This is a genomic window from Catenovulum sp. 2E275 (assembly GCF_025515275.1).
In the GTDB taxonomy this organism is placed as follows: Bacteria; Pseudomonadota; Gammaproteobacteria; order Enterobacterales; family Alteromonadaceae; genus Catenovulum.
Genome location: NZ_JAOPFU010000003.1, coordinates 196,081 through 210,414, shown reverse-complemented (window position 1 = coordinate 210,414; position 14,334 = coordinate 196,081). Strand labels below are relative to the sequence as shown.

Sequence of the window (14,334 nt, the reverse complement as noted above, 5' to 3'; positions counted from 1 at the left end):
TAAAGATAAGAGTCTAAAAAAGCTCAATATCCGTATCTACAGATTGACTCAAGCCTATTTTATTTTGTTCTATCAATTTATGGTAAAGAGCAATTTGATTTCGACCATTTTCTTTACAGTAATATAAAGCTTTATCGGCTTGTTCAATTACTGTATTGGGATGCAGACTCGCATCTATTAAGGCGGCTCCAGCACAGGTAGTCACTTTACCAACTTGTGGGAAATTAAATTGAGCTACTGCTTTACGAAATCTTTCTAAAATCCGTTCAACTTGCTCTTCACTAGCAAAGCTAATCACGACAATAAATTCTTCTCCTCCATACCTGAACAATAAATCAGAAGACCTGAAATTTTGTTTCATAATATTAGAGAACAAAAGTAAGACTTCATCCCCATAAGTATGGCCATATTGGTCATTAATGGATTTGAATTTATCAATATCTAAAATAACTAACCAGTTATGAAATTGATCGTTTAATAAATTGTCATTTCTTGGTTTTAAATCGGAAAAAAAGTCAGCTAGATTATACTCAAGAGTACGACGATTTAACAATCCTGTTAAAGTATCAAGCTCACTATCATGTACAGTTGTCAGTAAATTTGCGCTAATTTTTATCAATAATTCAATAAGCGTAATTTGTTCTTGACTTAATGAGTGAATATAAATTGATAAAACAGCATAAATTTGTCCAGATAATATGAGAGGAAAGACACATTTGTGCATGTTAACAGATTGCTCAATCCGTATACGTTTTTCATCTATACAATGTTGGATTAGCGCGTCTTTAGATAAATCGGTTACTAAACAATTAAAATCTGAACTTTCACTTAATCGAACAGCGATTACTTCCAGTTGATTTTCATTATTATCTTCAACTTTTAGAAGTGCCATCACATCATAAGCTATCAATTTTTCAAGCTCATCTAATAAAGCCGTTATAATAGCTGGCTTATCCTTATTTTTAGTAATTTCAACTGCTGACTTTAAAAGCTCGACTTTGCTTGTAATCAAAAAAACATCCTAAAAATATTAGTCCAAATTAAAATTTTTCTTTTATCCAAGTTTCATCTAGCTTATTAAATGCTATTTTAAGAGCTGATGCTAAATCTAAATAAGTTGGTTTACGAGCAACGCCTTTAAATTCAATGCCTTGTTCAATAAATTTACTTTCAAGCTGATAATACCAAGCTGCTAAACTAACTGGTAACAGAGATTTTGCCCGCTTGCCTAACCAAATAAATCCTTGAATTGGTAAACTCAAAATTAAGCTGCACATGGCAATAGATTGTGCTAAAAATGACTCACCTAAATAAAAAAACTGTGTAAAGAAGCTGAAAACAGCAATAATTGGTGTCACGAAAAGTGCAAACTGAGTTGCTTTGATCACTCTGCATTCGGGAAATAAAGGATAAAGTTCTGGGCGTAAAGGCCAATTTTTACTGTAAGTATAACCTTTCTGAATGGTCGACAATAAGTTTGAACTCATAATCTGGTTACCTCTTTTCACTACGGCTCGTGCTTTATAACACAAAACAGTGCAAATAGAACGGACAAAAGCTAATTTGTTAACACTTATTATCTATATTATAAACGGGTTTTAATTAAATACCCAAAATCATACAAAACTATCTTGTTTAATTGGAATCTGGCAACATTTTTAGTCAATATTTATTTTAACCAAACAATTCTATCAATTAAGAGTACTTCTTATCCTTTCACTTATTAAGAGCTATAAAAATGGAAAATGAATAAATACCTTAATATTAGGCGATTTGCTTTAATGTAGCGATTTAGCTATATCAAAGTAAAAAAGCAACTATCAGATGAAATAGTTGCTTTTAAAATTAACTGCGATTTTAACATTTAGACTCTAATCAGAAATGACAGAGCTGTTATCTATTTTTATTACTGTTGCTGACGATGCAAAGTAAGTTGCAATCATTTGTTGCATTTCTTTTGTCACAGCTGCACTGCTTGAAGGAGATAACAACGACGAATGGCCCCCAGCATTAAATCTTACTAAACCCGAGACAGACATAGGATCTGTTGTTGTGGTATTTACTTTGGATAAGTTAAGTTGACTTGCAAGTGCTTCTGTACCTGATAAAGGAGCGCCTGAAACCATTGGAGGTATGGTTTGATCCCAAGTAGAAGCAGTACCATTTCCCCATATTTCAGTCATTAAAATAGGAGTATTAGTTTGATTTAACATTGATGTATATTGATTTGGATCTGCACTATCAATAACTGTTTGCATTGCAAATGCAAATTGATTAATTTGTGCACTAATTGAAGATTGCTGCGATAAATTTAGGCTTGAAAAATAAGGCACAAAATGAGCCAGATGATCACTTGCTGTTAATGATTGAACATTAGCGCCATTTTGAATTAGATATATAAAATACCCTTCTGCTAGGTTAAACAGTGTTAAATCACTCTCACCTAAGTTAGCTGAATTTAAAAAATTTGTTTTTGCTTCCGTATAGGCTGTTTGATCTGCTAATAAAAGAGCTATATTTTGTTGGTTTTGTGCTAAAAATACTAAAAATGGTTTAAAGCTAGCTAATAAAATATTGCCTTTAATAAAATTACCAAAAGAATTGGAAGCTAATAAGAAACTGGCAATGCCCCCCGATGAATTTGCAAAGACTGATGCATTAACTTTAAATAAAGGATCTATCGCTGGGTTTAGAGCTGTATTAGTTAACGCAATAAAGTCGGCTCCAACAATTCCGCCTAAGGAATGTCCGATAAAATAAACATTTGAATTATCAAGCTTTTGGCTATTAAAATTAGTTGTACTTAAATTAGATAAACCTATTCTTAATCCCAATAGATCAGCTACACTTTGTTTGATGTTATCACGAGTCGCACGGGCATTTTCTAAATTCATAAATGCCGTGACTGAGTCTGGATTAGACTGTATTTCATAGTTACCATCTTGATCTAAATCAAATCCTCGACTGCCATGCAAAGTCATGTCAATACTTACTGTAGCAAAGCCAGCGAAACCAAGGGCACCTGTCAATGCCAACATATTCTCTTTGTTACTGCCAATACCATGTTGCATAATAATTACTGGCCAACCACTTTCTGGCATTTGAGTTATTTGTGCACCAGTAGCAGTTAAATAAACTGGATCAGGTACAGTAATTTGTACGTCTATTTGGTTGTAAGTTTTCACTTTAGGTATTGGGTTATATTGAGTTATATGGCGCTCGGTATCTAAACCTAAATCTCTTAAACCAAAGTTCATACAAAACGCATCATTGTCGGATTGCGCTGCTGCAGGTAAAGTCATGCCGCCAGCAACAGCACCTTGTAAAGTTGCACCACTGTCACAATTGGCTTGCCACCACGCATTATTACCTGTGGCACCGGTTGGATTATCCACTGTAGCTACGCCGCTATAATAAGGCAAAGTAATATTGGCAGAATAAAGTTGGCTAATACAAAATGGCATTGCTTGGGCAATTCCGGCCATTTGTTCAGCGCTGGCTTGGCCTGATTGCGCTAATGCGAGCATATCTGGGCAGGATGCACTACCAATATTTAAAGCATCTCTGGCGGTAATACCCTGCCCCATAACTTCAACCTGATTTGGTGTTGAAACTACTGGCATTTGGGCTGGGTTTTGCACTAACAATTGTTTTAATACAGCTAATGCAGGTGCTGATTGTGTGGTCATCGCCGCAGTTAATATTAAGCTATTTTTATCAACCCCGGCTTGATTAAGGGTGGCTTCAAATGAATTAACAATAGCTTGTAAGCTGCGCTGAGCATCTGTTGCCAATGGCATTGACGCTAAATCCTGACGTACTGAACGATAAGTATCAGACATTTTCACGGCACGGCCTTCAGAGTCCGAAAGTTGGTTAGTCACTGCAATTAAATAATGGCTATCTGAATTTAACGGTTTAAGCGGCACAACTGCAATTTGGTTATTGGCTGCCAGCTTAGTGACAAAATCGACCCCAAAAGTTAACTCAGATAAGACTTTACAGGCTAAGCCTTGAGTCACCTCAGCACATTCAGGGTGAGCTGAATCAGTTGATGCCCCCATCACGGCTTCAAATAAACGGATACTTCCAGCCTGTTCAACTGATGCCATATTTAAAGATTCCACTCTGGATTCAAGTTCAAACTCAATTAAAAATGGTTGTTGATAAGACCAGCCATCTAAACCGCTCATCGCCACTGTCGGATCTGTATAATCACTAGCATCTACTACAGGTAAATTTAACGTACCATCAGTAGTGCCATTAAATAATAAATCATTTGGTACAGAAAGCTGCCCATCCGCTGGAGAATAAACTATTTTAGAGCTAGGGATCAGTTGCTCATTTTCAGATTCTTTATTTAAATCTGCCAGCGTATCACCTTCGCAGGCAGTTAATAGAGCAAAGCTAATCGAAACGGCACAAAGCTTGAGCTTAAACATACGACATCCTCGTGAATAAAAACTGATTAGACCAGATCAAAATAGCTTAAAAAGATAGATTTAACCACACATTATCTATATTTTTTTAACATTTAAATACTCGCTATCATTTTTGAACAAAAAACACTCTATAAACCTTAATATGTCGATTCATTTTTAAAAATAATTAACTCGTCTCCTGATATATGCTAATTTGTTTTTTCATTTGGCAAAAATGTCAAATTAGTAGGGACTATTGATGTTTGATATACAAATTTTGGTTCTAACTAAATACTCTTTAATCGAGGATCAGTATTGAAGAATCAAACCACTGCAAAATTGCCCTCGTAAGCTCAACAGACCCTGTGTTTCATTAGGATAGTGTTTAAAATGCAATTAAGGCAAATTAATCTGGTCGCTATTGGAGGCGGGCATGGACTCGGTAAAGTTTTAAATACATTTTCAGAGCTAGGCTCAAACTTAACCGGAATTGTCGCAACAACCGATAACGGTGGTTCAACCGGAAAACTCAGACAAAATCAGGATTCTATTGCATGGGGTGATTTACGAAACTGTATCGCCCATTTAAGTAAAAGTCAGCTTGGAACCGATTTACTCAACTACCGATTTTCTCAAGGTGAATTAGATCAACATTGCTTGGGCAATTTAATCTTTTTTGCAATGCAGCAATTAGATGTTAGCCCAGTTGGCGTAGTTGAGATTGTGCGTAGGCTATTAAAAATAGATAGCAAACTTTATCCAATGACAGAAGAGCCGACCGATTTAATTGCTCACTATGCTGAGCAGTTGATTCATGGTGAAATTACAATCGATCAGCAAAATTCCATGCCAGACAAACTGAGTTTGGCCAATAAAGTGGTTGCTCCAAATAAAGTATTGAGAGCGATTCAAAACGCCAATGTTATTTTGTTAGGTCCGGGGAGTTTTTTAACCAGTGTGATGCCTGCCCTTTTGGTTAAGGATATAGCACAAGCATTAGCGCAAACTCAGGCAAAAATCATTTTTATTGATAACTTAGCCGCAGAGCATGGGCCTTGCCACAATACCAGCTTACAAGACAGGTTAAATTGGCTGGCTAACAGCAACCCTCAAATTAAAATTTCGGGAGTTTTGTCTGGGTTGGATACGCCAAAAGTTAACTTGGATGGATGTATTCATTTACAAAAATCGCTTAATGCTAGCGATGTTTATTACCGCCATGACGAGCATAAACTCAAACATGCAATTACAGAGTTAATCTGCAAACTGTTTTAAATTGATATAGCCGGTTATGCATAACCGGCTATAACTCAAAACCAATTAGCTTTTATCATCTTCGCTGATTCGGCTGGCAATAGCTCCGTCTTGCCCTTTGTATTTAGCATCGACTCTTTTGTTGTATGGGCGAATGGCCGAGCCTGACATGGTTTCAAAATTAAGCGCACCAATCTTCATTTTAGGCCTGAGCGCTAATGGTAATTTACCACTGTTATAAAACTCTAAAACAATATTTCCAGACCAGCCGGGATCAATTCGGTGAGCGGTCACATGCACCATTAACCCAAGCCGGGCTAAAGATGAACGACCGTCTAACCAGCCAACAATATTATCCGGTAAAGTAACCGACTCATAAGTAACTGACAGCGCAAGTTCACCCGGATGTAAAAAGAAAGCTTCGCCCTCTTCAATATAAATCTCATCCGACATCACCACATTCAGCGCTTTGTTCACTTCTTCTTTAGGGCCGCTTAAATCAATATAAGGTGCTGAATGCTCCTGAAAAATTCGAAACTTATTACCTAACCTAATATCAACAGTTACGCCACTTATCATATCCTCGGTCGGCATCGGATTGATTTCTATGTGCTTGTCGTGCAACGCTTTTATAATATCTTTATCGCATAATCGCATGATTTATCTACTTATTAATTAGTCTAATTGCGTAATCTCAATGCTTTGGCTGGCCGGCCTTGCTTGTGCCAGAGTATATAGCTCATTGGCCAGCTTCAATGAAATTTTTTGATAGTCGCGGAAAAAACTTGCCTGTTTAAATCCGTTAGTGTCGCCATTATCCATAATTTCACGCAAATTAATATCTAAAGCTGTCATCCCTAAAACGTTAACGCCTTCTTTTGCGGCTAGACTTTTTCCACCATCACAACCAAAAATATGTTCAACATGACCACACTGGCTACAAACATGCAGGCTCATATTTTCAATTAATCCTAAAACCGCAACATTCACCTTGTTAAACATAGCAATGGCTTTTTTAGCATCGGCCAAGGCAATATTTTGTGGTGTGGTAACCACTATCGCGCCACTTAGCGGTAAACTTTGAGTTAAAGTTAGCTGGATATCGCCAGTTCCCGGCGGCAAGTCAATTAATAAATAATCTAATTCACCCCACTGGGTTTCATTAAATAACTGAGTTAAAGCTCGGCTTGCCATTGGTCCACGCCAAATAGCAGCATCATTAGGGTCAACCAAAAAACCGATTGAGTTACATTTTATCCCTTCGTCAGATACAAGCGGCTGCATAATTTTGCCGTCATGAGTATCCGGCTGTTGGCCTTGTAAACCAAACATCAGCGGTATAGATGGCCCATAAATATCGGCATCCAATACGCCAACTTTTGCGCCAAAGCTGGCCAAACTTCGGGCAATATTAACCGTGGTGGTTGATTTACCCACCCCACCTTTACCAGAAGCAACAGCCACTACATGCTTAATTTGTGCAAGTTTGTTGTGATGTAATTTGCTTAATGATGCCAACTGGAGCTGATATTCAATCGTTAATTTATCAAATGTCTGCTCTAATTCTGCTTTTAAGGCATCAAACTTAAACGGTAAAATTAACTTAGAGATTAACTCAGGATCTTTATCTGAAGCGGCAACAAATTCACACTGAGATAAAATAAATTCAGCATCAAATTCAAGCAAAAATGTTTTAATTTTCTCAATAATCTGGGCTTTTTTTTCCCCATTTGTTTTAAAAATGGACTTAAACACAATAATTTTATCCTTGATGACGATAAGCAGATGAAATTAAGCGCTAATTTCAGTAGTATTCGCACTTAATTGAATCTGCAAATTAACGAATAGAATTTAAATGACTGACACCAGAAAAATTTTAGTAACCTGCGCGTTACCTTATGCCAATGGTTCACTCCATTTAGGCCATATATTAGAACATATTCAAACCGATATTTGGGTTAGATTTCAAAAAACTCGTGGCCATCAAACTCATTTTGTTTGCGCTTCTGATGCACACGGCACCCCAATTATGCTTAAAGCCGAAGAATTAGGCTTAAAACCAGAAGCAATGGTAGATGCGATTCGTCAGGAGCATATTCGCGATTGTAGCGGATTTTTAGTTGAATTTGATAACTTTCATTCAACCCATTCTGATGAAAACAAAACATTAGCTCAACTGGTTTATACTCAACTTGAGCAAGCTGGTTGTATTAGTAAAAAAACCATTGAACAGCTTTATGATCCACAAAAACAAATGTTTTTACCGGACAGATACGTAAAAGGCGACTGCCCAAGCTGTGGTGCTCAAGACCAATACGGCGATAACTGTGAAGTTTGTAGTTCTACTTATTCGCCAGTTGAACTTAAAAATGCCCGTTCAACCGTATCAGACGCTACCCCAGTTTTAAAACAAAGTGAACATTACTTTTTTGAGCTAGGCCAGTTCCAAAGCATGTTAGAAAACTGGACTAAATCAGGTACTTTGCAAGAGCAAATGGCAAACAAATTAGGTGAATGGTTTGCCGATGGCCTGCAAGCTTGGGACATTAGCCGTGATTCGCCTTATTTTGGTTTTAATATTCCGGGAACAACCGATAAATTCTTTTATGTTTGGTTAGACGCACCAATTGGTTACATGAGTAGCTTTAAAAACTTATGTGATAAACAAGGTATCAACTTTGACGAATTTTGGTCGGTTGACTCAAATGCTGAACTTCACCACTTTATTGGCAAAGACATTATTAACTTCCACGGCTTGTTTTGGCCTGCAATGTTAGAAGGCGCAGGCTACCGTAAACCAACAGGTGTTCATGCACATGGTTTTTTAACGGTAAATGGTACAAAAATGAGCAAATCAAAAGGTACTTTTGTTAAAGCTCAAACTTATTTAGAACATTTAGAACCTGAGTTTTTACGCTATTATTTTGCTGCTAAGTTAACCAACCGTGTGGATGATTTAGATTTAAACCTTGAAGATTTTGCCCAACGCGTTAATTCAGACTTAGTCGGTAAATACGTTAATATCGCCAGTCGCTGTGCGGGTTTTATTACCAAATTATTTGACGGAAAATTAGCAGATGAAGTGCTCAACCCTGCACTATTAACTGAATTTGAAAATGCCTCTGATAAAATTGCTGGATTATATGAAAGCCGAGATTACAGCAAGGCGATTCGCGAAATTATGGCGTTGGCAGACAAAGCCAACCAATATATTGCAGATGAAGCGCCTTGGGTATTAGCTAAAGAGGAATCAAGCAAACAAAGAGCTCATCAAGTTTGTTCTGATGCCTTAAACTTATTCCGAATTTTAACCATTTATCTAAAACCTGTATTACCGGCATTAGCGGATAAAGTGTCTGAGTTTTTAAATGATGAGTTAATTTGGGCTAATATTAATCAACGTATGCTTGGTCATGCGATTGAAAAATTTAAACCTTTATTACAGCGTTTAGATATCAAACATATTGAAGCTATGGTAGAAGCCTCTAAGCAAAATTTAGCGCCTCAAGCCGCTCAAGAAGATAACAAAACCAAGAATAAAGCAACCGCGAAACCTGCTCAAAATGCAGAAATCGAGCCCATTGCAGCCGAAATTGAATTTGATGATTTTGCAAAATTAGATTTACGGATTGCCAAAATTATCAGTGCCGAGCATGTTGAAGGCGCAGACAAGCTATTAAAAATTCAGGTTGATCTAGGTTTAGAGCAAAGACAAATTTTTGCAGGGATAAAATCAGCTTATCAACCGCAGGATTTAGAAGGTAAACTGACAGTTGTTGTGGCTAACTTAAAACCACGAAAAATGCGTTTTGGTATGTCAGAAGGTATGATTTTAGCCGCAGGTCCGGGCGGTTCAGAGTTATGGATATTAAACCCGGAAGACGGTGCTAAGCCGGGCATGCGAGTAAAATAACCAAGATTTTATTTGTAATCACTCTAAAAACAGCCGCAGTTAGCGGCTGTTTTTAGTTAACCCAGCTTGGGTTTATTAGTTTCTTTTTTATCAAGTCAGGAATAACAATGTCACACATCACTCTGGTTAAAGGGCGTGAAAAATCATTATTACGTAAACATCCTTGGATTTTTTCGCGTGCTATTGCTGAATTAAACGGCAAGCCTAAAAGCGGTGAAACCATAGATGTCTATAGCGCCAAAGGTGAATGGTTGGCAAAAGCCGCCTACTCTCCGCAGTCTCAAATCAGAGCCAGAGTTTGGTCATTTGAGCAAACAGAAACAATAGATTTTGATTTTTTTGTCCGAAAAATAAAAGCGGCCAAAGCCATGCGCGAACAATTAATTTCGTCTGTTTCTAATGCCTATCGTTTAATTGCTGGTGAATCAGACGGTATTCCAGGATTAACGCTCGATTTATATAACAATGTGATCGTAGGTCAGTTTTTATCTGCGGGTGTTGAGTTTCACAAACAAACCATAGTTAAAGCGTTAAATCAGGTTTTTCCTGATATGGCAATTTATGAACGCTCTGATGTGGCGGTTCGTAAAAAAGAAGGTTTATCACAAACCACAGGCTGGTTGTCTGGTCAGGCTGACAGCAAAGTTTGGATAACCGAAAATGGTTTAAAAATATTGGTTGATATTGAACAAGGCCATAAAACCGGTTTTTATTTAGATCAACGCGATAACCGTCAAATTGCTGCACAGTATTGCCAGAACAAACAAGTATTAAATTGCTTTAGCTACACTGGCACATTCGGTTTATATGCGCTGCAAGCCGGAGCGGATAAAGTCACTAATGTGGATGTATCTGACACGGCATTAAATACTGCCAGCCTGCAATATGCAGAAAATGGTTTTAACGACAAATTTGAGCAAGTTAATGCCGACGTATTTAAATTGCTGCGCCAGTATAAAGAGCAAGATATTCAGTTTGATGTGATTGTACTTGATCCGCCTAAATTCGCAGAAAACAAAGGTCAGGTTATTCGCGCTTGCCGAGGTTACAAAGACATTAATATGCTAGCTTTGCAGTTATTAAAACCGGGCGGCACCTTATTAACGTTTTCGTGTTCTGGGTTAGTGGATGCTGATTTATTTCAAAAAGTAGTCGCGGATGCGGCTGTTGATGCAGGTGTAAATGCGCAGATAATTCAAAAGTTGACTCAAGCAAAAGATCATCCGATTTCGCTCAATTACCCAGAAGCTTTTTACTTAAAAGGTTTAGTGGTTAAAAAAGCAGTTTAGCTTCCGTTAACACTATCAACTAACTATTGCGCTGTTAAACTTTAAATTGCCATAAAACCTAAAGTAACAGCAGCGCAATATCCAACGTAAAATTAGCTGGCTAAATTTTCTTCAACCGGAGTCGGCTCTGAATTAGGTAAATGTTCAGTCATTTCATCTGTTCCAGCTTGCATCCCCTTCTTAGCTTCGTCCATCACATCTTGATTCGATCTCAACATAGCAATAATATCCTGCACATAATCAGCGCCGCGTTCAGAGTAACTCATTAAACCCGTTGCTAATACTTCTGCTGATGGCGTTTGACCTAATTTTCGGTAACTTGCCCGCATTTCTCTAAAAATACGATAAGCATTATTCGTGTTTACATTTACAAAGTAACTATCTAAAGCCTGATAAGCATGTTCAAATTTTTCAACTTCATGACTTAAACCTTCTACCCGATTAATTGGCACTAAACCACAACCCGGTTGGTAGCACCATTGACCAAAATAATTTTTACCTTCACGGGCAAAACGCGAAGTACCCCAGCCAGATTCATTAGCAGCCTGAATCAAAATTAGCTCAGGTGGAATAACATCCATCCGTTTAAGCAGTTTATTCATTTTTGCTAATAATTGATTTTTGGTATCGGTTTGTTCGTATTCAATGCTATAACGGCTAAAAAGCGCCGCTAAATAAGTGCGACTGCTTGAACTCACTTTTCGTGAGTCTTTTAATAAGTTACGGTATTGCTCAACAAAATTTCGGGCTTCGACAATCCATTCATTATGGGCGGTAATTAACGGATAAAAGTAACTAAAAAAGCTGAGCTTTTTCTGATACACATCTTCGATAGTTGCAAAGTCGGGGGCAACCGGATAATCCTGCAACCAAGTAGGCAGTTTAGGTTTATCCACTGAAATTAAATTATCTTGTGGCTGCTCTGCTACCACTTTTTCAATGTGTTGCTGGTTAATAAAAGGAAATAAAAATGCAGCAGAAAACAGGCCAATACTGGCCAGCCTAAATAATAGTTTTATCATAAAAATCTTAATGTTTTACCAAATAATTAGATTGAGACTCTACTTCGCCACAAAATTTGGCCACAGCTGTTACAGCTATGAACCCTTTTATCATCATCTCTGGAAAGCAAGCCCCAATCTTTAATATCCTGACTAGAACAAACCCGACAACTAATAACCTCATTATGATATATATGAGGGTACTTATTAAGATATTCTTGCCTTTCTAATATTTTATCATAAGCAATTTTTTTAAATTGTGTTTCGCTACTTGCTCTAGGTACTTTTTTATTTTTTAAATTCACTAAACTAATAAATTTGTTATTTATTGAACCAAAATAATTCATCATGCTGTTCACTTGTAGTTATCCATAAAACCTGTGTATGTTAGCATTGAGTTCTAGCGCACAAAATAAAATTCAAGCTATTACTTAACTTCGGTCACATTAATTGCTGGTATTTTGTACTTAATAAATTACAAATAAATGATAGGAAAAAGCTGTTTAAATATTAAAAGGTTTAGGGCAAAGCGCCTGCGTGTAATTACGGTCAACATAATTATAAGTGCGGATAAATAAACGATAACCTATTACTTTTCGCCAAAATTCTAGATTATCTAATTTAGGGCAGATAGTTTTTATTAAATAATCTTTATGCTGGTCATCCGAAATATCGAGCCTTTCCGGAATTTGAATATAAACCGCGATGCCTTCATCAACAGCTCTAGCACCACGGTAACGCCAGTTTCCTTTTACAAACTCGGGTGCCATTTGCCGATCAACTTCTTTTAGCATAGCGACCGGCGCATATTCATGAATATTGTCACCGCAAGCTGATAATACTAAACCAAGCGCTACAATTAGCCCCATAGCGGTTTTATCAGTATTAATAAATAAAGCGGTAAACATAAATTTAATTGTCCAAAGTGTTTAGATTTCAATCAATTAAAAGTATATCAAAGCTTTATAAAAAGTCGTAATTTTTAAACAACAGGATAAAATTAATCTAAACGTCTTAATAAACAGGTGATTTCTTCCCTGTCGTGATAAAGGTGTTTGGCTTTTAACTCGTATCGCACACCCGCTTCATATAAGCTAATTTGAGTTTCTTCGAGCACTTGCTGCACATTTTGAAACCTTTGTTTCATCGGCAGCTTTAAATTAAAAATCGCTTCTTTACACCAGTTATTTTCCACCCACTTGGTCATTAATCTGGCTACACGGCTCGGCTTTTCAACCATGTCGCATACCAACCAATGCACATTTTGTTTTTTCGGCTGATATTTAAAACCATCTTCTTTAAAGTGTTTTACTTGGCCGGTTTCCATTAAGCTATCTGCCATAGGTCCATTATCAATTGCGCTAACCATCATACCTTTTTTAACGAGCTGATATGTCCACCCACCCGGCGCAGCGCCTAAATCAACCGCATTTAAACCCGAACTTAACCGAGTTTCCCACTCTTTTTTAGGAATAAACTGATGAAATGCTTCTTCTAATTTGAGTGTTGAACGACTTGGGCCATCTGCCGGAAATTTCAGCCGTCTAATTCCCAGTAATAAGTCGCTGGCGTTATTTTGCAAACTCATCCCTAAAATTAAATGAGTTGAGCTAAACATAAATAAATGTAGGTTTTGCGGTGTATTGTCGGTCAGTATGGTTTGTTTTTTTAAAGCCTGACGCAGTGGCACAGTAAATTTTTTAGCAAAACCGGCAATTTCTTTACCCTGATTAGTCTCAGGATATTCCATTCTAATATCGCTGAACTGGTAACCAATTAACGATTTGATGATAGGGGAAATTCTATCGGTTTCGGCTAATCCCTCTAGTTTTTCAATCACCTTAAACCATTGGCGGGTAAAAATAAGATCGTCCAGTTTTAATACTGAAAACAATTCAGTGCCGGTTTCTTGCGTGAGTTCAAACTCAACATAGGCTTGATTCTCTTGTGTCCGGCAAAATCCATATAACCCCACTTCTGCGGCTTTAAATTGAATTTCAGCAGCACAATCACGCTCAAACCCAGCGCGACAATATAAAATATATTGATTCATCATAAACCTTAAAAATTATTTTTTAGCAATAAAGGCAAATGCGGTTAAACATAACCAGCCAATTACAAACAAAAGCCCACCCAATGGGGTTAATAAAGCGATACTTTTAATACTAAATAGTGTCAGCAAATAAATGCTGCCGCTAAAACAAATAATGCCAACGGTAAATAATATCACCGAGCTAGTTAATAACCGCGAATTAAAATGTAGCGCCAAAATAGCGGTTATTGCCAATGCTAAAGCATGTAAAAACTGATATAAAACCCCTGTTTTAAACGCATTTAACGCATTTTCATTTAATACCGATTGTAAGCCGTGAGCAGCAAAAGCGCCTAGTAATACCGCACTAGCGGCAAAAATACAGGCAATAGCTAAACTCACATTAAATAATTTATTCATCTTT

Annotated in this window: 13 protein-coding genes; 3 read left to right on the top strand and 10 right to left on the bottom strand. The window is 37.1% G+C overall.

Annotated features, from left to right (window positions below):
- Positions 1 to 13: 13 nt before the first annotated feature.
- From N7931_RS03170 to N7931_RS03160, 3 genes are all read right to left on the bottom strand, one after another.
- Positions 14 to 1,012, bottom strand: a complete 999-nt coding sequence (locus N7931_RS03170) for a GGDEF domain-containing protein (RefSeq protein WP_262791871.1) — start codon at positions 1,010 to 1,012, stop codon at positions 14 to 16.
- Positions 1,013 to 1,040: 28 nt separating this feature from the next.
- Complete coding sequence (gene yfbV / locus N7931_RS03165; RefSeq protein WP_262791870.1) at positions 1,041 to 1,487, bottom strand: terminus macrodomain insulation protein YfbV; 447 nt, start codon at positions 1,485 to 1,487, stop codon at positions 1,041 to 1,043.
- A 384-nt stretch (positions 1,488 to 1,871) separates the two neighbouring features.
- The gene (locus N7931_RS03160; RefSeq protein WP_262791869.1) at positions 1,872 to 4,442 is read right to left on the bottom strand and encodes a VolA/Pla-1 family phospholipase; all 2,571 of its coding nucleotides are present in this window, start codon (positions 4,440 to 4,442) and stop codon (positions 1,872 to 1,874) included.
- A 369-nt stretch (positions 4,443 to 4,811) separates the two neighbouring features.
- Here N7931_RS03160 and yvcK point away from each other — a divergent pair, with 369 nt between their 5' ends.
- A complete protein-coding gene (gene yvcK / locus N7931_RS03155) occupies positions 4,812 to 5,696 on the top strand; it encodes a uridine diphosphate-N-acetylglucosamine-binding protein YvcK (protein WP_262791867.1) in 885 nt (294 codons plus the stop codon).
- Between the two features lie 45 nt (positions 5,697 to 5,741).
- On the opposite strand, the gene dcd is transcribed toward yvcK, so the two are convergent.
- Both dcd and apbC read right to left on the bottom strand, forming a co-directional pair.
- Positions 5,742 to 6,332 (bottom strand): dCTP deaminase, encoded by a 591-nt coding sequence (gene dcd / locus N7931_RS03150; protein ID WP_262791866.1) that lies wholly within the window; start codon positions 6,330 to 6,332, stop codon positions 5,742 to 5,744.
- 18 nt (positions 6,333 to 6,350) lie between these two features.
- Entirely contained in the window at positions 6,351 to 7,436 is a 1,086-nt protein-coding gene (gene apbC / locus N7931_RS03145) for an iron-sulfur cluster carrier protein ApbC (protein ID WP_410369330.1), read from the bottom strand.
- Positions 7,437 to 7,530: 94 nt separating this feature from the next.
- Between apbC and metG the strand changes: the two genes are divergently transcribed.
- Both metG and N7931_RS03135 read left to right on the top strand, forming a co-directional pair.
- Positions 7,531 to 9,588 carry a methionine--tRNA ligase gene (gene metG, locus N7931_RS03140; protein ID WP_262791864.1) on the top strand — a complete coding sequence of 686 codons (2,058 nt, stop codon included), beginning with the start codon at positions 7,531 to 7,533 and terminating at the stop codon, positions 9,586 to 9,588.
- Between the two features lie 107 nt (positions 9,589 to 9,695).
- The gene (locus tag N7931_RS03135; RefSeq protein ID WP_262791862.1) at positions 9,696 to 10,877 is read left to right on the top strand and encodes a class I SAM-dependent rRNA methyltransferase; all 1,182 of its coding nucleotides are present in this window, start codon (positions 9,696 to 9,698) and stop codon (positions 10,875 to 10,877) included.
- A 92-nt stretch (positions 10,878 to 10,969) separates the two neighbouring features.
- Here the strand turns inward: N7931_RS03135 and N7931_RS03130 are convergent, their stop codons facing one another.
- The 5 genes from N7931_RS03130 to N7931_RS03110 all read right to left on the bottom strand — a co-directional run bounded on the left by N7931_RS03130 (position 10,970) and on the right by N7931_RS03110 (position 14,330).
- Positions 10,970 to 11,899, bottom strand: coding sequence for a glucosaminidase domain-containing protein (locus tag N7931_RS03130; protein ID WP_262791860.1), 930 nt, complete (start codon positions 11,897 to 11,899; stop codon positions 10,970 to 10,972).
- Positions 11,900 to 11,925: 26 nt separating this feature from the next.
- Positions 11,926 to 12,228 (bottom strand): hypothetical protein, encoded by a 303-nt coding sequence (locus N7931_RS03125; protein ID WP_262791857.1) that lies wholly within the window; start codon positions 12,226 to 12,228, stop codon positions 11,926 to 11,928.
- A gap of 153 nt (positions 12,229 to 12,381) precedes the next feature.
- On the bottom strand, positions 12,382 to 12,786 hold the full coding sequence (locus N7931_RS03120) for a hypothetical protein (RefSeq protein WP_262791856.1): 405 nt from the start codon (positions 12,784 to 12,786) through the stop codon (positions 12,382 to 12,384).
- Between the two features lie 92 nt (positions 12,787 to 12,878).
- Positions 12,879 to 13,931 (bottom strand): 23S rRNA (cytidine(2498)-2'-O)-methyltransferase RlmM, encoded by a 1,053-nt coding sequence (gene rlmM / locus N7931_RS03115; RefSeq protein WP_410369329.1) that lies wholly within the window; start codon positions 13,929 to 13,931, stop codon positions 12,879 to 12,881.
- Between the two features lie 15 nt (positions 13,932 to 13,946).
- Complete coding sequence (locus tag N7931_RS03110) at positions 13,947 to 14,330, bottom strand: DUF423 domain-containing protein (protein ID WP_262791852.1); 384 nt, start codon at positions 14,328 to 14,330, stop codon at positions 13,947 to 13,949.
- Positions 14,331 to 14,334: the final 4 nt, after the last annotated feature.

Coding starts and splice junctions, on each gene's coding strand:
- yfbV (WP_262791870.1), bottom strand. CDS start 1,487: ATGAGTTCAAACTTATTGTCGACCATTCAGAAAGGTTATACTTACAGT.
- N7931_RS03160 (WP_262791869.1), bottom strand. CDS start 4,442: ATGTTTAAGCTCAAGCTTTGTGCCGTTTCGATTAGCTTTGCTCTATTA.
- yvcK (WP_262791867.1), top strand. CDS start 4,812: ATGCAATTAAGGCAAATTAATCTGGTCGCTATTGGAGGCGGGCATGGA.
- dcd (WP_262791866.1), bottom strand. CDS start 6,332: ATGCGATTATGCGATAAAGATATTATAAAAGCGTTGCACGACAAGCAC.
- metG (WP_262791864.1), top strand. CDS start 7,531: ATGACTGACACCAGAAAAATTTTAGTAACCTGCGCGTTACCTTATGCC.
- N7931_RS03135 (WP_262791862.1), top strand. CDS start 9,696: ATGTCACACATCACTCTGGTTAAAGGGCGTGAAAAATCATTATTACGT.
- N7931_RS03130 (WP_262791860.1), bottom strand. CDS start 11,899: ATGATAAAACTATTATTTAGGCTGGCCAGTATTGGCCTGTTTTCTGCT.
- N7931_RS03125 (WP_262791857.1), bottom strand. CDS start 12,228: ATGATGAATTATTTTGGTTCAATAAATAACAAATTTATTAGTTTAGTG.
- N7931_RS03120 (WP_262791856.1), bottom strand. CDS start 12,786: ATGTTTACCGCTTTATTTATTAATACTGATAAAACCGCTATGGGGCTA.
- rlmM (WP_410369329.1), bottom strand. CDS start 13,931: ATGAATCAATATATTTTATATTGTCGCGCTGGGTTTGAGCGTGATTGT.
- N7931_RS03110 (WP_262791852.1), bottom strand. CDS start 14,330: ATGAATAAATTATTTAATGTGAGTTTAGCTATTGCCTGTATTTTTGCC.